This window comes from Hymenobacter nitidus (assembly GCF_020447315.1).
Lineage (GTDB): Bacteria > Bacteroidota > Bacteroidia > Cytophagales > Hymenobacteraceae > Hymenobacter > Hymenobacter nitidus.
Genome location: NZ_JAJADQ010000006.1, coordinates 311,532 through 327,730 on the forward strand (window position 1 = coordinate 311,532; position 16,199 = coordinate 327,730).

22 protein-coding genes are annotated in these 16,199 nt (G+C 59.7%); 8 read left to right on the forward strand and 14 right to left on the reverse strand.

The genetic code is table 11. From position 1 onward, the window contains the following. Positions 1-40: 40 nt before the first annotated feature. The 3 genes from LGH70_RS13445 to LGH70_RS13455 all read right to left on the reverse strand — a co-directional run bounded on the left by LGH70_RS13445 (position 41) and on the right by LGH70_RS13455 (position 1,213). Entirely contained in the window at positions 41-364 is a 324-nt protein-coding gene (locus tag LGH70_RS13445) for a hypothetical protein (protein ID WP_226186476.1), read from the reverse strand. A 79-nt stretch (positions 365-443) separates the two neighbouring features. After that, positions 444-851 carry a hypothetical protein gene (locus LGH70_RS13450; RefSeq protein ID WP_226186479.1) on the reverse strand — a complete coding sequence of 136 codons (408 nt, stop codon included), beginning with the start codon at positions 849-851 and terminating at the stop codon, positions 444-446. 92 nt (positions 852-943) lie between these two features. Continuing rightward, on the reverse strand, positions 944-1,213 hold the full coding sequence (locus tag LGH70_RS13455) for a VF530 family protein (protein ID WP_226186482.1): 270 nt from the start codon (positions 1,211-1,213) through the stop codon (positions 944-946). A gap of 151 nt (positions 1,214-1,364) precedes the next feature. On the opposite strand from LGH70_RS13455, the gene LGH70_RS13460 reads away from it, so the two are divergent. Genes LGH70_RS13460 through LGH70_RS13470 form a run of 3 tightly spaced genes read left to right on the forward strand, consistent with a single transcriptional unit; the run spans position 1,365 to position 2,840 of the window. Then, positions 1,365-2,210, forward strand: a complete 846-nt coding sequence (locus LGH70_RS13460) for a glycoside hydrolase family 25 protein (protein ID WP_226186484.1) — start codon at positions 1,365-1,367, stop codon at positions 2,208-2,210. A 4-nt stretch (positions 2,211-2,214) separates the two neighbouring features. Continuing rightward, positions 2,215-2,607, forward strand: coding sequence for a septal ring lytic transglycosylase RlpA family protein (locus LGH70_RS13465; RefSeq protein ID WP_226186485.1), 393 nt, complete (start codon positions 2,215-2,217; stop codon positions 2,605-2,607). Between the two features lie 38 nt (positions 2,608-2,645). Further along, positions 2,646-2,840: a hypothetical protein gene (locus LGH70_RS13470; protein ID WP_226186486.1), complete on the forward strand. Its 195-nt coding sequence runs from the start codon at positions 2,646-2,648 to the stop codon at positions 2,838-2,840. A 91-nt stretch (positions 2,841-2,931) separates the two neighbouring features. Here LGH70_RS13470 and LGH70_RS13475 read toward each other — a convergent pair whose 3' ends face one another. Then, positions 2,932-3,345: a DUF6799 domain-containing protein gene (locus LGH70_RS13475; RefSeq protein WP_226186487.1), complete on the reverse strand. Its 414-nt coding sequence runs from the start codon at positions 3,343-3,345 to the stop codon at positions 2,932-2,934. A 172-nt stretch (positions 3,346-3,517) separates the two neighbouring features. On the opposite strand from LGH70_RS13475, the gene LGH70_RS13480 reads away from it, so the two are divergent. Genes LGH70_RS13480 through LGH70_RS13490 form a run of 3 tightly spaced genes read left to right on the forward strand, consistent with a single transcriptional unit; the run spans position 3,518 to position 5,174 of the window. Then, positions 3,518-3,856, forward strand: a complete 339-nt coding sequence (locus tag LGH70_RS13480) for a DUF3140 domain-containing protein (protein WP_226186488.1) — start codon at positions 3,518-3,520, stop codon at positions 3,854-3,856. Between the two features lie 59 nt (positions 3,857-3,915). Beyond that, on the forward strand, positions 3,916-4,842 hold the full coding sequence (locus tag LGH70_RS13485; protein WP_226186492.1) for a DnaJ C-terminal domain-containing protein: 927 nt from the start codon (positions 3,916-3,918) through the stop codon (positions 4,840-4,842). Positions 4,843-4,847: 5 nt separating this feature from the next. After that, on the forward strand, positions 4,848-5,174 hold the full coding sequence (locus tag LGH70_RS13490) for a chaperone modulator CbpM (RefSeq protein ID WP_226186494.1): 327 nt from the start codon (positions 4,848-4,850) through the stop codon (positions 5,172-5,174). Positions 5,175-5,196: 22 nt separating this feature from the next. Here the strand turns inward: LGH70_RS13490 and LGH70_RS13495 are convergent, their stop codons facing one another. The 6 genes from LGH70_RS13495 to LGH70_RS13520 form a co-directional block, all read right to left on the reverse strand. After that, positions 5,197-5,934 carry a ZIP family metal transporter gene (locus LGH70_RS13495; protein WP_226186496.1) on the reverse strand — a complete coding sequence of 246 codons (738 nt, stop codon included), beginning with the start codon at positions 5,932-5,934 and terminating at the stop codon, positions 5,197-5,199. Positions 5,935-6,070: 136 nt separating this feature from the next. After that, a complete protein-coding gene (locus LGH70_RS13500) occupies positions 6,071-6,811 on the reverse strand; it encodes an SAM-dependent methyltransferase (RefSeq protein ID WP_226186498.1) in 741 nt (246 codons plus the stop codon). Between the two features lie 227 nt (positions 6,812-7,038). Then, positions 7,039-7,410, reverse strand: a complete 372-nt coding sequence (locus tag LGH70_RS13505) for a hypothetical protein (RefSeq protein WP_226186501.1) — start codon at positions 7,408-7,410, stop codon at positions 7,039-7,041. A gap of 118 nt (positions 7,411-7,528) precedes the next feature. Beyond that, a complete protein-coding gene (locus LGH70_RS13510; RefSeq protein ID WP_226186502.1) occupies positions 7,529-8,164 on the reverse strand; it encodes a hypothetical protein in 636 nt (211 codons plus the stop codon). Between the two features lie 114 nt (positions 8,165-8,278). Beyond that, on the reverse strand, positions 8,279-9,139 hold the full coding sequence (nadC, locus tag LGH70_RS13515; protein WP_226186503.1) for a carboxylating nicotinate-nucleotide diphosphorylase: 861 nt from the start codon (positions 9,137-9,139) through the stop codon (positions 8,279-8,281). A gap of 144 nt (positions 9,140-9,283) precedes the next feature. Then, entirely contained in the window at positions 9,284-9,682 is a 399-nt protein-coding gene (locus tag LGH70_RS13520) for a DUF4783 domain-containing protein (RefSeq protein WP_226186504.1), read from the reverse strand. 151 nt (positions 9,683-9,833) lie between these two features. On the opposite strand from LGH70_RS13520, the gene gpmI reads away from it, so the two are divergent. Then, positions 9,834-11,387, forward strand: coding sequence for a 2,3-bisphosphoglycerate-independent phosphoglycerate mutase (gene gpmI, locus LGH70_RS13525; RefSeq protein WP_226186507.1), 1,554 nt, complete (start codon positions 9,834-9,836; stop codon positions 11,385-11,387). After that, the gene (locus LGH70_RS13530) at positions 11,380-11,961 is read left to right on the forward strand and encodes a hypothetical protein (RefSeq protein WP_226186509.1); all 582 of its coding nucleotides are present in this window, start codon (positions 11,380-11,382) and stop codon (positions 11,959-11,961) included. Before gpmI ends, LGH70_RS13530 begins: the two co-directional genes overlap by 8 nt. A 13-nt stretch (positions 11,962-11,974) precedes the next feature. Here LGH70_RS13530 and LGH70_RS13535 read toward each other — a convergent pair whose 3' ends face one another. The 4 genes from LGH70_RS13535 to prfA form a co-directional block, all read right to left on the reverse strand. Then, positions 11,975-12,550 (reverse strand): hypothetical protein, encoded by a 576-nt coding sequence (locus tag LGH70_RS13535; protein WP_226186511.1) that lies wholly within the window; start codon positions 12,548-12,550, stop codon positions 11,975-11,977. A gap of 80 nt (positions 12,551-12,630) precedes the next feature. After that, the gene (locus LGH70_RS13540; RefSeq protein ID WP_226186513.1) at positions 12,631-13,059 is read right to left on the reverse strand and encodes a secondary thiamine-phosphate synthase enzyme YjbQ; all 429 of its coding nucleotides are present in this window, start codon (positions 13,057-13,059) and stop codon (positions 12,631-12,633) included. Positions 13,060-13,074: 15 nt separating this feature from the next. After that, entirely contained in the window at positions 13,075-14,580 is a 1,506-nt protein-coding gene (locus LGH70_RS13545) for a right-handed parallel beta-helix repeat-containing protein (protein WP_226186516.1), read from the reverse strand. Between the two features lie 147 nt (positions 14,581-14,727). Next, entirely contained in the window at positions 14,728-15,798 is a 1,071-nt protein-coding gene (prfA, locus tag LGH70_RS13550) for a peptide chain release factor 1 (protein WP_226186519.1), read from the reverse strand. Positions 15,799-16,199: the final 401 nt, after the last annotated feature.

Genomic DNA, 16,199 nt, shown 5'->3' on the forward strand with positions numbered 1-16,199 from the left:
GCCACTGCCCCCGCAGTGGCTTTTTTGTTGCCCGCCCGGCTTAGCCGAACAGCGGAATCAGCAGCACGAAGCCCAGCAGCAGCGAGAGGTAGAACCAGCCCATCACCTGCCCGCGGTAGCGGCGCGGCAGCCGGTTGCTGAGCACCAGTACGGCCACTACCACCAGCAGCAGGTGCAGCAGCAGAAACACGACGGTCTTCACCCAGTTGCTCACAATCGTGTTTTCGGGTTGTAGCTGGTCGGCCATACCCATGCCCGAGGTAACCCAGCTCAGCAGGTAATACGCGCCTGTTTCGAATGCTACGAACAGGGCCGCGCCCGTAAGCAGCGCCAGTGGTCCGGATTTTTCGGTGATGTCAGCCATTTCAGCCCCAAGCTACAAAAACAAGTCGGCCAGCGGATACCTCCACTGGCCGACTTCTTAAACGGAACCCTAAACAGGCTTAGCCTTTTTTACCTTTGCCATTAGCTTTATAGTGCAGCGTTACGGTTACTTCGCCGCTGGGCGAGGTGGTGCTGTGCGAGCTGTAGGTTTTGCCATTTTCCTGCCAGGTAGCGTCTTTGACCAGCGCGTTGGCGGGCCGCAGCTCCACTGGCACCGTGCCTTTCCAGACCGAGGTTTCGTTGCCGGAGGGCGTTACCACGTAGGTAGCCTGGGTCATGTTCACGCACTGCTTCAGGCCCGTGAGGTCGGCGGAAATACACTCCTGGTAGGCCGATTTGTAGACCAAGGCTCCTTTGCCCTTGCTCTGGGTTTTCACGTCCTGGGCCTGGGCCTGGGCCGATGAGCCGAACGCCATCAGGCCAGCGAACAGGGCGGAAGCGGCGGTGGTACGAAGGAAATTTTTCATGGGGAGAGAAGTAGGGAGAGACGATGCATTCATACTGCGGTACAAATCCATCCAAGAACTATACCACAATACTTGCCTCCCCACTTCAGGGCCTAGCCCTTGCGCTGGGCCAGCACCTCGGCCGTGCGCGTCTCCACGTACAGATCCTCCACTTTGGTGCGGGCCCAGGGTGTGCGGCGCAGAAACGTCAGGCTCGACTTGATGCTGGGGTCCACGGCAAAGCAGTTGACGCGGATGCGCGCATCCAGGCCGGGCCAGCCGTAGCGGGCCACCAGATATTCCAGGATCTGGGCCAGCGTGATGCCGTGCAGTTCGCGGATAAGGTGACCGGATTCGTCGCGGACGTCGGTAGGCTGGGGCATAACTTTAGGGCAAAAAGGAACTGCAAAGGTGGCAAAAAGCCTGTGCATATACGTTCTTGGGCCTGCGGCCGATGCTACTGGGCCGGCTTTTTGCCCGGCAGCGGGTATCATTGGCCCTTCGTTCTTCGTTACCTTTGGCATGGCAACCCTTATGAATCGACGTCCTTCCCGCCCTGTTTCCCGCCGCCGGGCTCCTGCCTGGCGCCGCTACCTTGGCCTGCTGGGGCTGCTGGTAATGCTGGTGGGGCTGGCCGGGTATCTGCGGTATCAGCGCCAGATTCACCGCTACGCGCGCCGCTACTACGCCAGCTTCACGCTGGGCAGCCTTACGGGCCGCGAAAAAACCCCGCTGCTGTCGGGCTACTCGGTGCACGGCATCGACGTATCGGCTTACCAGGGCACCATCGACTGGAAAACTGTGGCCGAGCACCGGGTGCGCTTCGCCTTTATCAAGGCCAGTGAGGGCATTACGCTGCGCGACCAACGCTTCCGCCGCAACTGGCGCGAAGCCCACCGGGCCGGTATCTACCGCGGGGCCTACCACTACTTCCAGCCCAACTACGACGGGGCCCAGCAGGCCAATCTGTTTACGCGCACTGTGCCGCTGGCCGTCGGCGACCTGCCGCCCGTGCTCGATGTGGAGGCGCCCGAGTTTCACGACGTAGCCGTAATGCGGCGCGGCGTGGCCACTTGGCTGCGGCTGGTGGAGCGCCACTACGGCGTGCGGCCCATTCTCTACTCCAACTACAGCTTCTACAAGCGCCACCTGGCCGGGCATTTCGACGAGTACCCGCTGTGGCTGGCGCACTACGAGGTAGAAACGCCCGTGCTGCCCCGCGACAAATGGATTATCTGGCAGCACAGCGACGAAGCCTACGTGCCCGGTATCCGCGGTACCGTCGATTTTAACGTGTTTCAGGGTAACTTCGACAACCTGCTGGCATTGCGCATTCCTGAAGCCGGCAAACAAGCCCGCCGCGCCCCAATTAACCCCTGAGTTGATGCTCCTTTTTCTTTCCCGTCTTATTACCGCCGGTTTGCTGACCTTTTCGTTGCTGCTGGGCAGCTGCGGCGGCAGCAAAAGTGCCTTCACCCAGAGCGGCGGCGCTTCCTACTACGCCGACAAGTTTGAGGGCCGCAAAACGGCCAGCGGCACCACCTATCGGTCCAACAAGCTCACGGCGGCCCACAATACCCTGCCTTTCGGCACGGTGGTGCGCGTGACCAACCCGCGCAACAAACGCTCGGTGAAAGTAACCGTTACGGACCGGGGCCCGCACGCCAAGGGCCGCGTCATTGACCTCTCGCGCAAGGCCGCCCGCAAAATCGACATCGTGGATGCCGGTGTGGCTCCGGTGCAGCTGAAGGTGGTGCGCGCCGCGGCCAAACGGTAACTCCCGGCCGCTATTCTCTTTCCCTAAACCTGCCGTCTATGCGCATCCGCAAGAAAGTAAAGTGGCTTCAGCCCGCCGAAGCCGACCGGTTCACTTCCCTGAGTGCCTTCGTGAAAGCCGCTGAGGCCCAGAGCTGGACCGAGGCTGAAATCCAGTTTGTCATCAACGAAGTGGTCGAAGCCCGCGACGAGGCTGAAGTCCACGCCATCTTCCAGGATTACACCCAGCGCTAAGCTGCCCGGGGTAAAACGCAACAAGGTCCGGAGCTGCTAGCCCCGGACCTTGTTGCGTTTGTTGTGTTTGTTACGAATACAAAGCGAGACGCTAGTTCTTGCGCTTCATCTTCATTTTGCCTTTGCCGTTTTTGCTCATGGCCATCAGGCTGTCCTGCTCAGCCTTCATAGCGGTAGTCGTCAGGCGGCCGCTTAGGGAAAGCATGTCGCCTTCCTTCATCATTACGGTGCTGCCGTCGGCCATGGTTACGCTGCCGTCAGCGTTGATTTTGGTGCCATTGGTCAGCGTGGTGGGCTCGGCCAGCGTGGTGGTCATGCCCTGGCGGGTGAAGAGCACCTTGCCCTCTTTCATCACGACGCCGTCTTTCATGGTCACGCCTTCGCGCACAACTACTTTTTCTTTGGGCGCTACGGCCCGGCGCGGGGCTACTTTGGTTTGAGCCTGGGCGGTGAAACCGGCAAGGGCCAGGCCCAGGGTCAGCAGAAATGAGAAACGGAGTTTCATGGGAGAGAAATTAGAGTGAGAGAGGATACGCTGCTTGTACAAGTGGAGTAAAATACAAAACCCGCACGAAAGTTCCCGGCTGGTCAGCAACAACTCCAGAAAGGTGTTCGGCGTTAAAACGTAGTATTAGCTCGACAATAACTGTTTTTTCATTCTCTTAATCCTTCCTCACATGAGTAAAGCTGAGCAGAACCCGGATATATACGCTGAATTCAAGCAGCAGGTGAACATGACGGCCAGAGAGCTGGAGAAGTGGCTGACAACGGAAGAATCCAAATCGGTGGGGCAGGACGATGGCGACGGGGAAAGCATCGGCCACAAGTCGGGCCAGCGCATCGTGCAGATCCTGGGCAAAAAGAAAGCGGAGCTGACCCCCGACGACAAAGCCCACATGCATAAGGTCCATTCCTATATCAGCCGGCACACGGCCCAGGGGCCCCAAACCGATAAGGAGCACTCCCGCTGGCGCTATTCCCTGATGAACTGGGGCCACGACCCGCTCAAAAAGTAACTTTGAGGGTAGCGAACTGACTGTCAGACGACGTTCACAACCCCCAGCTTTTCAATACGATGGACTACAAAGATTATTACAAGGTGCTGGGAGTGGATAAAACCGCTACCACCGACCAAATCCGCAAGGCGTACCGCAAGCTGGCCCGGCAATACCACCCCGATGTGAACCCCAACGATGCGGACGCAGAGCGCAAGTTCAAGGAAGTAAACGAAGCCAACGAAGTGCTCAGCGACGAGGAAAAGCGCCGCAAGTACGACCAGCTCGGCGCCGACTGGCAGCGCTACCAGCACGCCGGGGCCGGCCGGGGCAGTGCCGGCGGCTTCGATTGGTCGCAGTACGCACAGCCGGGCGGCGGCTTCGGCGGGGGCGGCAGCAACGACCCCTTCGGCGGCGCCGACTTCTCTGACTTTTTCAGCTCCATCTTTGGCGGCTCCGGCGGGCGGGCCAGCGGCAACCCCCGCCCCGCGGCGGGCCAGGATTACCAGGCCGAGCTGGAACTGACGCTGGAAGATGCCTACCAGGGCGGCCCGCGCACTCTTACGGTAAACGGCAAAAAGCTGCGCATCACCATTCAGCCCGGCGTAGAGGACGGCCAGACCATCCGGCTGCGCGACCAGGGCGCGCCCGGCCGCAACGGAGGCCCCAGCGGCTCGCTCTACATCACCATCCGGCTACAGCCCGATGCGCGCTACACCCGCACCGGACCCGACCTGACCATGGACGTGCCCGTGAGCGTCTACAAGGCCCTGCTGGGAGGCGAGCAAGTAGTAGAAACCTTTTCGGGCCCGGTTAAAATCAAGATCAAGCCCGAAACGCCCAACGGCACCCGGCTGCGGCTGCGGGGCAAGGGTTTTCCAGTCTACAAGCAGCCCGGCCAGTTCGGCGACCTGTACCTGCGTCTCAGCCTCACGCTGCCTCAACACCTGACTGACGAAGAAAAAGCCCTGATTCAGCAACTGGCTACCCTCCGCAACGAAGCCTGACCGCTATGGAAACGCACATCATCACTATCACCCTGCACGAATGCTCGACGCAATACGGCCTGAGCGAGGCCGATGTGCGTGAATTCATCGATCTGGGCCTGCTCGATGAAGCCGATAGGCCGGGCGCGGTGCACGGCGAAGCCGACCACCTGGCCCGCCTTGCCCGCCTGCACCACGACCTGGGCCTGAGCAAGGAAGCCATTGACATCATAGTGGCCATGCGCCAGCGGCTGGTGCTGGTGCAGGAGGCTCTGGCCCGGCAAACGGCCCGCGCCGCCCAGCTTGAGCGGTATTTGGGTGGCTCGGGCCCGGTTATTGACACCGACCTATAGAAGCCAGGTGCAGTTCTGCTGATTATACCAAATCGACGGCCAGGGCCAGAGCGCAGCCCGCCACCGTGGCCGCCAGCTTGGGCAGGTTCAGGTGGTGCTCGGGGCTCGTTTCAAACAAAATAGTAGTCGACACGTGCAGGAAGTTGCCGGCCACCAAGCCCAGCAGGGCCGCGTACCAGCCGCCCTGCAGCAAGTCTTCCAGCACCACGTAGTTGCTGACGATGATGCCGGCCGGGCCCGCCAGGGCAAAAAGCACCAGATACGGAAAGGCCCGCTGGAAGCTGTTTAGCCGCAGCAGCAGCGCTGCCATCAGGGCAAAGGCCGCCGGAATGTGGTGCAGGGCAATACCGGCTAGAATGGCGTAGAAGCTCTGCCCCACGCCCGCCGCATCCGGCGACTTCACCAGGATGCTGCCTTCCAGAAACGAGTGCAGCACCAGGGAAAACAGCAGCAGAAACGGCACCCGCCCCGCGTGCGAGGTGTGGTAGTGCACGTGCCCGTGCTCCACGCCCTGCGAGAAAACCTCCAGCAGCAGCTGTCCAAAAAAGCCCGCCAGCACAAAGTAGCCAATCCGGTGGCTCACCTCCGGGTCCAGGCTCAGGGCCTCGGGCAGCAGGTGCATGATGGTCAGAGTGAACAGGTAAGCACCGCTGAAGGCCAGTAGCGGCTTCATCCAGGTAGTGCGGGCCGTGGGCACGAAGCGGGTAAGCCACCCCGCCCCCACAACGGTAACAAACAGCAGAAAAACGGCAAACCACATATAGGTAATGTGCTAATGTGAGAAATGTGCTGATGTGCTAATAGCTGAAGTATGGATACAAGTAACTGTCAATTGCAGAGACATTTGATTGTATTGTGGTGCATAAGCTAACTCACCCGCATGAGTACAGTGACTCCTATTTTTTCAGAATGAAAATCATGCGGGGGCTGGTCTTCTCGTCGTAGGCGTCGAGCTGGTAGTTGCCCAGCACCTCCGCCAGCCGCAGCCCGGCCATCTGGAAGTACTCCTCAAACCGGTCCTGGCTCAGGGCCCGCACCTGCTCCTCGTATTGCTGCGGCTGCCCTTCGTGGTCCGTAAAGCGGATTTCCTTCACGATGAAGTCGTTGGATAAGTGGCGGTGCAGGTGAAAGGTGATGCCGTCCACGGTTTTCTGCTCGTGCACCACCAGTTGGCGCACCGTCAGTTCGGTGTTCATAAAGTCGATGACCATCTTGCCCCCGGGCCGCAAGGCCGCTGCCGCTGAGCGCAGGGCCACTACGTTTTCGGTTTCGTTGGCGAAGTAGCCAAAGCTGGTAAAGAGGTTGAAGATGAAGTCGAACGGGCCGTAGGGCAGCGGGTCGCGCATATCGTGCACGTAAAAGTGCAGGTGCTCGTGGGCAAACTGCCGGGCGTAGGCAATACTCTCCGGCGACAAATCGACCCCCGTTACGTCATAGCCCTTCTCGTTCAGGTAAATAGCGTGCCGGCCTTTGCCGCAGCCCAAGTCCAGCAGGCGCGTAGAGGGCTTGGGGTGCAGGTGAGTCAGCAGCTCGTCGATGAAAGCCCGTGCTTCGGTATGGTTTCGGTCCCGGTAGAGGAGGTGGTAATACGGCGAATCAAACCAGGTACTAAACCATTCGGCTTCTGATGGTGGCATTCAGGGCGAAAATAAGCGGCAATGGGAACGGCTACATACAAGCCGGAAAAACAATAGACGGGCTATTTTGCAACAATGTTACAAAAAGCACCCGACATTCGGCGGCTCTGTCCGCCGGGCGGTGCGGCCAAGCGCAGGCGCAAGTAGGCCCCAGTGCCAGCCGCTCCCGACGGTGTCGGTGGCAACTGAACGCTGGGGCCTACTACGCTTTAAAACGGACGAGGATATTATTCCTCCGTCATTTTTTCGGCGGGCTTTTCGTTCTCATCGTGCTGCGTGTTGGCAGCGGCGGGGGCAGCAGCTTCCGTCTTAGTGCGGTCGGTTTCTTCGCCGTTAGCCGAAATGCCCTTCTCAGCGGTAGGGTGCCGGTCCTTCTCGAAATCGGTGTGGGAGCTGATGGGCTCAGCAATAGCGCCACCTTTGGCCTGATGGGCTTCTTCCACCGTGCCCTGGTCGAAATTGTCGCTGGTGCGCGAGCCGGGTGCTACCTGGTCCAGAGATACTTTGGCTTCCGGACGCAGGTCCGAAGGTTCGCCGCTGCAGGCATTCAGGGCCAGGCTGGCTACGGCCAGAGCGGAGAGCAGAAGATTTTTAGTCATGTTCGTAAGAGGTTGAAATGCTAAGCGTTGGGGCAGGCAACCAGCCCTAATAAGGGCTGCTACCTGTTGCCTTACCTGCGTCGTACCGAAGTACTGTACCGGCTCAGACCGGGCAAAGTTACGCGGAAGTTGGGCTCGTAGGCGCAGGCGAAGCCGGAGATTGGGCTGGCAGCAGGTTTTTGCGGCGCAGCATCGAGTCAAACAGCTTGATGTCGTTGGGCGAGTTGAAGATACGCAGGGGGAAATACAGGAAGATCGGCACGTTGAAGGTGCGGGCCATCCAGCCCTTAAAGCCCTTCAATTCGTCGGCTTCCGCGGGCGGCTGCAGCCACAGTAGGTAGGCGTCAGCGTCGCGGCGGGCCTGCCCGATCATATCCCAGTTCACGCCCATGCCCTTGGTTTCGCTCTGGCGCAGAATGATCTGGCGGTTGTCGATTTCGTAGTTCATACGCTCAAACAGAGCCTTGCTTTGCTCCATCTGGGCCACGCCGGTAATTTGGGCCGAGCGTAGCAGTACGAACAGCAGCGTGAGCAGAAAAGCGCCCAGTACCCACCACCACGACGGCCAGATAACGGCCGGCAGCAGGCCGATAGCCAGGGGAATAAGGGCGTACCACCACTCTTTCTTCCAGACCTGCGCCATGGCCATGCGCGTGTAGGTGTCGGTGTCGAGCTGGTATTTTTTGGTCCGGATGGCCATGGGCGCGGGGCCCTGGGCCTGCCGGTAGCCGCCGCGTTGATTGGGCTGTTGCATCTGCGTAAGAAGGAAAATGTGTTCTGAATGTGGGAAATGGGAAAAATGACAAGCGTGGGTTCAGTTCTCGGAACAACCCACATTTAGCATATTCTCCACATTCTTCACATTAATTTAAAAGGCTTTCAGGCTCAGGTCCAAGCTCTTGACCGAGTGGGTAAGGGCGCCCACCGAGATGTAGTCGACGCCGGTGCTGGCCACTTCGGCAATGGTGTTGTCGTTGATGCCACCGGAGGCTTCCGTCGGGAAACGGCCTGCAATCAGCTCCACGGCTTCCCGCAGGCGGGCCGGGGCCATGTTGTCGAGCATAATCCGCTCGATACCGCCTACTTCGAGCACCTGCTGCACTTCGGCCAGCGTGCGGGTTTCGACTACGATGGGCAGCTGCCGACCGGTGCGCTCCAGATAGGCTTTGGTAGCATCAATGGCGGGCCGGATGCCCCCGGCGTAGTCTACGTGATTGTCTTTGAGGATGATACCGTCGAAGAGGCCGTAGCGGTGGTTTACGCCGCCGCCGATAAGGACCGCCCATTTTTCGCAGATGCGGAAGTTGGGCGTGGTCTTGCGCGTGTCGAGCAGTTTGGCTTTGGTGCCGGCCATCAGGCTGGTCAGATGGGCTGTGTAGGAGGCAATGGCGCTCATGCGCTGCATGCAGTTCAGCACCAGGCGCTCGGCGGTCAGGATGCTGCGCGAGCGGCCTTCCACGATAAAGGCAATGTCGCCGTGCGTTACCCGGTCCCCGTCGTTGAGAAGCTGCTCCACCTGCAGGTCCGCATCGACTTCGCGGAAGATGAGGTGCGCCAGAGCTACTCCCGCCAGGATTCCCTCGCCTTTTACCAGCAGGTGGGCCCGGTTGCGGGCTTCAGCCGGAATGGCCGCTAGGGACGAATGGTCGCCGTCGCCGATATCCTCGGCCAGGGCCGCGCGGATAAATGTGGTGAGAGCTTCGGGAGTGAGGTAGGGAGGGTTTTGCACGGTGCAAAAATAGAAAAAGGCCCTGACTTGCGCCGGGGCCTTTCCGAGAATCATCAAAAACAGTTGGCGGCTAACCAGAGGCTGTTGGAGTGGAATAAGTAGCTTTTTCTCAAATTCTTAGCCCTTCCGAGCCCGCAGTGACAATTATTCCTTGGTGAAATCGATGGTGTCGATGACCAGATTGCCCCGATCCGACTTCATTTTGACGAACATCCGGTAGGCGCCGGTTTTGCTCACGTACTTGCCAACCGCGTAGGGCGTTCCTTCGTTACTACCACCGTAGTGGACAAAGTCGAAACCGGCGGGAGAGTTCTTGGCAAAGAAGTCCTTCATCACGAATTCGGCCTGCGTTGAGCTATAGCTTTGCTTGTCACCGTCGAAGCTCAATTCCACGGTAGAGCCAAAATGCTGCGACAACTCCCGGGATGAGCCACTCCGGATGGCATTGCGAACCGGAGTGAAGGCTTCACCTTGTGCCAGTACCGTTACGGAGAGTAACAAGAACCACACGACGGTAATAACCTGAAATATGTTGCGTTTCATACTAGAGTAGGGAATGTATCATGCTGTTCGCTAAAACTATGCCAAGTAGGCATTGTCCATAAAATGTCCCCACAGCCGGCCGCTACGGCTCCAAGGTAACCTAAACCAACAAAATGCGCACGTTCCCGCGAGTGCGCCTATCTTTGCAGCTATGAATAAACAGGTATTGCTGGTGATATTGGACGGGTGGGGATTGGCACAGAATACGGAGGTATCAGCCATTGATAAGGCCAATACTCCGTTTGTCGACTCACTGTTTCAACGTTTTCCCCACAGTAAGCTGCAGGCTTCGGGGGAAGCCGTTGGTCTGCCCGATGGGCAGATGGGCAATTCGGAAGTCGGCCACATGAACATCGGGGCCGGCCGGGTGGTGTACCAGGATCTGGTGCGCATCAACAAGTCGATTCGGGAGCGGAAGCTGGGCGCCATGCCCGCGCTGGAAAAAGCCTTCGAATACGCCCGCACCACGGGCCGTAACCTGCACTACATCGGGCTGCTGTCGGATGGCGGGGTGCATTCCCACATCGAGCACCTGAAAGCCCTGTGCACCCTGGCTCACGATGCCGACGTGCACAAGATATTTATTCATGCCTTCACTGATGGCCGCGACACCGACCCCAAGGGGGGCGTGAACTACGTGAACGACCTGGAGCAGAGCCTGGCCCGCAGCGGCGCCAAAATTGCCTCGGTGGTGGGCCGCTACTACGCCATGGACCGCGACAACCGCTGGGAACGGGTGAAAATTGCCTACGACCTGATGGTGAACGGCAAGGGCGCCCCGTCCCAGAACCTGATTCAGAGCATGCTGGACTCCTACAAGGACGGCGTGACGGATGAGTTCCTGAAGCCCATCGTGAAGGTGGGCGCCGACGGGCAGCCGCTGGCCACCATTCAGGAAGGCGACGTGGTTATCTGTTTCAACTTCCGCACCGACCGGGGCCGGGAAATCACGCAGGCCCTGACCCAGCAGGATTTCCACGCCTTCAACATGCACAGGCTGAACCTGCACTACCTGACCATGACCAACTACGACGCCACGTTTGTGGGCGTCACCCCGATTTTCGAGAAGGACAACCTCGAAAATACGCTGGGCGCGGTGCTGGAAGCCAACGGCAAAAAGCAGATCCGCATTGCCGAAACCGAAAAGTACCCGCACGTCACTTTCTTCTTCTCGGGCGGCCGGGAGGTGGAGTTCAACGGGGAAACCCGCCTGATGCGTGCCTCCCCCAAGGTAGCTACCTACGATCTGCAGCCCGAAATGAGTGCCTACGAGCTGCGCGACGCCCTAGTGCCCGAGCTGCAGGCCAAGTCGGCCGACTTCATCGTGCTCAACTTCGCCAACCCGGATATGGTGGGCCACACCGGTGTGTTTGAAGCCGCCGTGAAAGCCGTGGAAACCGTGGATGCCTGCACCCGCGACGTAGTAACGGCTGCGCTGGAAAGCAACTATGCCTGTATCGTCATTGCCGACCACGGCAACGCCGACATGATGATTAACCCCGACGGCACGCCCAACACGGCCCACACCACCAACTTGGTGCCCTGTATTCTGGCCGACGCCGACTACCAGGGCACCCTGGCCGATGGCAAGCTGGGCGACATTGCCCCCACGGTACTGCAACTAATGGGCCTGTCCCAGCCCGCCGATATGACCGGCGTGTCGCTGCTGCAACCGGTGGGTGCTAGCGCTTCCTCGAATGCGTAGAGCGTTGTGGGCGGCCTCCATCCTGCTCCTGGCCACTGCCTGTGGCCAGGAGCAGGATGCTGCCCAAGCCGGCCAGCCAGTGCGCAAGCCGCTGTATTTTGACGTGAAAGGCCTGCTCGACAACCAGACCAAGCTGCTGACTCAGCACCGCCCGGCTGTGGAAAAGCAGGTGGCTTTGCGCAATGGAACCGTGGAAACGACCCGGGTAGAACAGGTGGACTGGAGCAAGGAGCTGCAGATCTTCTATCAGGCCGATATTAACAAGCCGGCCCTGCGCGGCGCCTATGAAGCGCAGAGTCCACAGGCAGGCGACACGATAAATCTAGTGAAGGTGTACCGGCGCAAAGCCGGAATTGAGAATATCGTAGACCAGTTGCGGGTAGAGGAAAACGATACCCAGAGTGGTGCCATCGAGGCCGTGCTGACGCAGGACAATCCACTGTTCTTCTCGCGTAAAACCCTGACTTTGAATTACCAGCATGGCTTGCTGAACTCCTATAAGGTAGAGGGCGTGCAGAAGCTGGTGATGTTCGACACGTTGCGCTACTCGGCCACCGTGCGGGTGCTGCTGTAGGGAGCCTCCAGGCCTAGTCCAGATACGGCTCGACGCGTGCCACGGCGGGCTTGCCGTCCGAGAAAGTTGCCGACACGTTATTCACCCGCTCCGTGTCGCGGATCTGCATTTTAATACAAGAGCCACCGTTCAACCGCGCCGATACGTCGAGCGTCTGGCGCAGGCGCTGCCCGTAGGCGGGTCGGAAGTTGGTGATGACGGCCCTCCGCAACAGGCGCTGCTCGGGCATGCAGTAGAACTCGAACTGATTGCCCTGGTGTTGCAGCGTCAGAATCGTGTCGGTCTGACCTTTCTCGTGCAGGTTGGCAAAGGGCTTGCGCGACACCACTTTGGCCCCGGCACTAAGCAGCTCGGCGACGGTGGGCTCGGTGCCAAAGGGCTGCCCGGCCAGCGTATCGTTGGTCGTGACGCAGGTAGCCTTGGCCACTGGGGCTTTGGCCACGGCGCGGCGCTTGGTAGGGGCGGGCTGAGTCGTTTGGGCCCGGGCCGCGGCCGAGTCGTCGCTGTGGCAGGCGCCCAGGCTCACTGCCACGGACACCGCCAGGGCCGAAACCAGTTTAGCAGAAGAAAGCAGGGCAGCAGAAACCATAGCGCAACAGAAGCCTTTTGCTGCTTCATACGCAAACCTACCCAAGCCGGCTTGTTACGCCCCCGATTTCTTTTGGGCTTTTAGCTCTCCGAACCCATAATCGTGGCCACAATCCAGCGGCGGCCGCCGTGGTTGCGGTGCTCCCCCAGATACACGCCCTGCCAGGTACCCAGAGCCAGCTCGCCATTGGTAATCGGGAGGGTGACAGAGGTGCCCAGCGTGGCGGCTTTCAGGTGGGCCGGCATGTCGTCGGGGCCTTCCTGGGTGTGGTGGAAGTAGGGCGCATTCTCGGGTATGGCCCGGTTGAAGTACTGCTCGAAGTCGTGGCGGACGGTCGGGTCGGCGTTTTCGTTGATGCTCAGACTGGCCGAGGTGTGCTGAATAAAGAAGTGCACCGTCCCGACCTTGATGCGCTCCAGTTCGGGTAGCTCCGCCACCAGCACATCGGTGATGAGGTGAAAGCCGCGGCGCACGGCCGGCATGCGCAGGCGTTTCTGAATCCAGATCATAGCAACTAGGGCGGGCTAGGGGTTTTTACGCTCGTAGGCACCCGGGTCGGGCGTGGCCGGGTCGCGCGGGCGGTTGAGCAGGTCATTGGTCACGCCTCCGAAAGGCTTGGCCGTATTGCGCACCGCCGAAAGCGTATCGAGGCTGTAGTCGAACTTATCGGCAAACTGCCCGGCGGGACGCTTGAACTTGGGGTCCACGTTGAGCAGGTTGCCCCGGATGGCGCCCGTGCTGCCCGCCAAGGCTGTTTTGTAGACCTGGGTGCGCAACACGTTGTTTTCCAGCGTGAAGTCGGCGTAGGCATTACTGTTTTTGAAGAGCAGCTCATCGGCCACCGAGCCCCAGACGATAGAGTTGCGGATGCTGATACGGGTAAGCAGCGGCCCCGGCGTGGCCTGGGTTACGCCCTCATTGGTGAAAGCCACCGACTCGGTTTCGCGCCGGAACTGGGGCGTGAAGTTGGCAATGGTGCAGAAATTCAGGTTGTAAGTTCCCCCAGCCAGGCCCAGAATGGCGTACTCGCCGCAGTTGGTAAACAAGCAGTTGGTCAGGTTAAATTCGCCGGCAATGCCCAGAATGCCCGCGCCGTCGAAGCTCTGCCCACCGCTGGCGAAGGTGAGACCCGCTCCGGAAATGTTCCGGAATACCGTGTTTTCTACCGTTACCCGGGGGCGGGGCTGCTGGTTTTCAGGGTTGTACACCAGCAGGCCAAAGCTCGAATTCTTGATTTCGGCGTAGCGCACTACGCTGTTGCGGCTGCTGCCGGGGTCGAACTGAATACCGGCCCACTGGCCCGGCACGTCGTTGTAGAACGATTCGAGCCGGTCGCCGGCAAAGCGCACGATGTTGCGGTCATCGGGCTTGAGCGCCGTGGTCGGCGCAAAGTCCGGATTCACGCGCAAAGTGCCTTTCACAATGATGGCCGCGCCGGCGTGAACATACACCCGGGCCCCGGCCTCGATGGTCAGCACGCAGCCCACGGGCACCAGCACCGAGCCGGGCAGCACGTGGGGCTTGTCGGCGCGCCACACCTCGGCGCAGCTGAGCACCCCGCGGTGGAAATACGCATTCTGCCCGTAGGCCACCAGCTGCACCTGCTGGTCGTTGCCATTGGTTTTGAACTGGAGCTGATCGGCATTCAGAAACGGCTTGCCTTCGGGCTGGGCCGTGCCGGGGCCCAGCTTGGCCCGCACCAGCACCAATACGCTGTCTTTACCCCTGATTTCGACGTTGTTGGCAATCGGGCCGGCGTCGCCGTTCACGATAATAGAATACTCCGACACGGCCGGATTCAGCACCCGGATCTGCTCCACCTTCACGGCCCGGCTGTTGCGGTTATACACCCACAGGCGCTTCGTAACCGTGGCTACCTGGGCAAATACCGTGTCGAAGAGCACCGTATCGGTCGAGAATTCGAGCTTGGCACCGGGGTCGGTGGTAAACACGTCTTCCTTGGGCTCACAGCCCGGCAGCACGGTCAGCAGGCACGACAACACTAGCAAACAGGGTAGCAGAAAGCGCATAGCAGGAATAGAGGTCAGGGTACAAACGGGTCATCCTGAACATTGAGCAGAACCTTATGCCAATGGAACGGGGTGTTCTGGCGTGGCAAGGTCCTGCGCAATGCTCAGGATGACAAACGGATTATAGAGCAGCTTAGTGCGTTGCGGCTACGCCACGCCTTCCTGCAGGCGCTCAGCGCTTTCGGCGATGCGCAGCTGCTCCACGAAGTCGTCGATGTTGCCTTCCATCACGCTGGCCAGGTTATACACCGTGTAGCCAATGCGGTGGTCGGTTACGCGGCCCTGGGGGTAGTTGTAGGTCCGGATTTTGTCCGACCGGTCGCCGCCGCCAATCATGCTCTTGCGGGTTGCGCCTTCGGCTTCGTTCTTCTTGGCCAGCTCAATTTCGTAGATGCGGGAGCGAAGCACCTGCAGGGCCTTGTCGAAGTTTTTGAGCTGCGACTTCTGGTCCTGGCACTGGGCCACGAGGCCGGTGGGCAGGTGGGTGAGACGCACGGCCGAGTACGTGGTGTTTACCGACTGGCCACCGGGGCCCGACGACATAAACAGGTCCTTGCGCACGTCGTTCATGTCGATCTGCACGTCCAGCTCTTCGGCCTCGGGCATCACTACGATGGAAGCCACCGAGGTGTGAATGCGGCCCTGGGTTTCGGTGGCCGGCACGCGCTGCACGCGGTGCACGCCGCTTTCAAACTTGAGCTTGGCGTATACGTCCTCGCCTTTCACGGCCAGGATAATTTCCTTGTAACCGCCCGAAGTGCCTTCGGTGGCGTCCACGAGTTCCATTTTCCAGCCCTGGCGCTCGGCGAAGCGCATGTACATGCGCTGCAGGTCGCCGGCGAAGATGGCGGCCTCGTCGCCCCCGGCCCCGGCCCGGATTTCCATGATAACGTCCTTGCTGTCGTTGGGGTCTTTAGGAATCAGCAGGTCTTTGATGATGGCTTCGAGGCGCTCCTGCTCGGGCAGCAGCGTTTCGAGCTCGTCTTTGGCCATCTGGCGGAAGTCCTCGTCTTTCTCGGTGGCAATAACTTCGCGGGCCCCCTCGATGTTGGACAGCACCTGCTGATAATTCCGGTACTCGGTCACGATTTTGCCGAGGTCCTTGTACTCTTTATTCAAGGTCTTGTAGCGCTTCATGTCGCTCATGGCCTCGGGCTGCATCAGCTGCTCGTTTACGTCTTCGTAGCGCTGGCGAATGGCCTCCAGTTTATCTAGCATCTTGCCTTCAGGGAATTGTATTTGCAACTGCAAAGGTAAGGAAACAAACACGATGAACCCGGCCCCGCGTTCCGTGTGGCGAATAGAATATAGTGCGGGGGCGTTGCGGCTTGTTTTCGCCTGCCTCGCCCGGCTCCGGATAACCGCAGCAGAAAATCAAAATCCGGTAAAAATCTGAGCCTGAAGTTGGACGGGTCAGATTATTCGCTACTTTGGGCTCAATATTCAACGCGCCCAATGCTTCAGCCAACTGCTACAGCTGCTTTTTTCCGCGCTCTGCCCGTTATTCTAACGGGTACAGGTATGGTCACAACAACCCGGTAACCGGGCTGCACCTACCTCTTTCTCTCTAGTTTCTTTTGTGAGTCGCAGCCCGAGCCGAGGAAATCCCCAGGGGATTC

Bases quoted from the DNA above. Each gene is read 5' to 3' on its own strand.
- LGH70_RS13445 (WP_226186476.1), bottom strand. From the start codon at position 364: ATGGCTGACATCACCGAAAAATCCGGACCACTGGCGCTGCTTACGGGC.
- LGH70_RS13450 (WP_226186479.1), bottom strand. From the start codon at position 851: ATGAAAAATTTCCTTCGTACCACCGCCGCTTCCGCCCTGTTCGCTGGC.
- LGH70_RS13455 (WP_226186482.1), bottom strand. From the start codon at position 1,213: ATGCCCCAGCCTACCGACGTCCGCGACGAATCCGGTCACCTTATCCGC.
- LGH70_RS13460 (WP_226186484.1), top strand. From the start codon at position 1,365: ATGAATCGACGTCCTTCCCGCCCTGTTTCCCGCCGCCGGGCTCCTGCC.
- LGH70_RS13465 (WP_226186485.1), top strand. From the start codon at position 2,215: ATGCTCCTTTTTCTTTCCCGTCTTATTACCGCCGGTTTGCTGACCTTT.
- LGH70_RS13470 (WP_226186486.1), top strand. From the start codon at position 2,646: ATGCGCATCCGCAAGAAAGTAAAGTGGCTTCAGCCCGCCGAAGCCGAC.
- LGH70_RS13475 (WP_226186487.1), bottom strand. From the start codon at position 3,345: ATGAAACTCCGTTTCTCATTTCTGCTGACCCTGGGCCTGGCCCTTGCC.
- LGH70_RS13480 (WP_226186488.1), top strand. From the start codon at position 3,518: ATGAGTAAAGCTGAGCAGAACCCGGATATATACGCTGAATTCAAGCAG.
- LGH70_RS13485 (WP_226186492.1), top strand. From the start codon at position 3,916: ATGGACTACAAAGATTATTACAAGGTGCTGGGAGTGGATAAAACCGCT.
- LGH70_RS13490 (WP_226186494.1), top strand. From the start codon at position 4,848: ATGGAAACGCACATCATCACTATCACCCTGCACGAATGCTCGACGCAA.
- LGH70_RS13495 (WP_226186496.1), bottom strand. From the start codon at position 5,934: ATGTGGTTTGCCGTTTTTCTGCTGTTTGTTACCGTTGTGGGGGCGGGG.
- LGH70_RS13500 (WP_226186498.1), bottom strand. From the start codon at position 6,811: ATGCCACCATCAGAAGCCGAATGGTTTAGTACCTGGTTTGATTCGCCG.
- LGH70_RS13505 (WP_226186501.1), bottom strand. From the start codon at position 7,410: ATGACTAAAAATCTTCTGCTCTCCGCTCTGGCCGTAGCCAGCCTGGCC.
- LGH70_RS13510 (WP_226186502.1), bottom strand. From the start codon at position 8,164: ATGCAACAGCCCAATCAACGCGGCGGCTACCGGCAGGCCCAGGGCCCC.
- LGH70_RS13520 (WP_226186504.1), bottom strand. From the start codon at position 9,682: ATGAAACGCAACATATTTCAGGTTATTACCGTCGTGTGGTTCTTGTTA.
- gpmI (WP_226186507.1), top strand. From the start codon at position 9,834: ATGAATAAACAGGTATTGCTGGTGATATTGGACGGGTGGGGATTGGCA.
- LGH70_RS13530 (WP_226186509.1), top strand. From the start codon at position 11,380: ATGCGTAGAGCGTTGTGGGCGGCCTCCATCCTGCTCCTGGCCACTGCC.
- LGH70_RS13535 (WP_226186511.1), bottom strand. From the start codon at position 12,550: ATGGTTTCTGCTGCCCTGCTTTCTTCTGCTAAACTGGTTTCGGCCCTG.
- LGH70_RS13540 (WP_226186513.1), bottom strand. From the start codon at position 13,059: ATGATCTGGATTCAGAAACGCCTGCGCATGCCGGCCGTGCGCCGCGGC.
- LGH70_RS13545 (WP_226186516.1), bottom strand. From the start codon at position 14,580: ATGCGCTTTCTGCTACCCTGTTTGCTAGTGTTGTCGTGCCTGCTGACC.
- prfA (WP_226186519.1), bottom strand. From the start codon at position 15,798: ATGCTAGATAAACTGGAGGCCATTCGCCAGCGCTACGAAGACGTAAAC.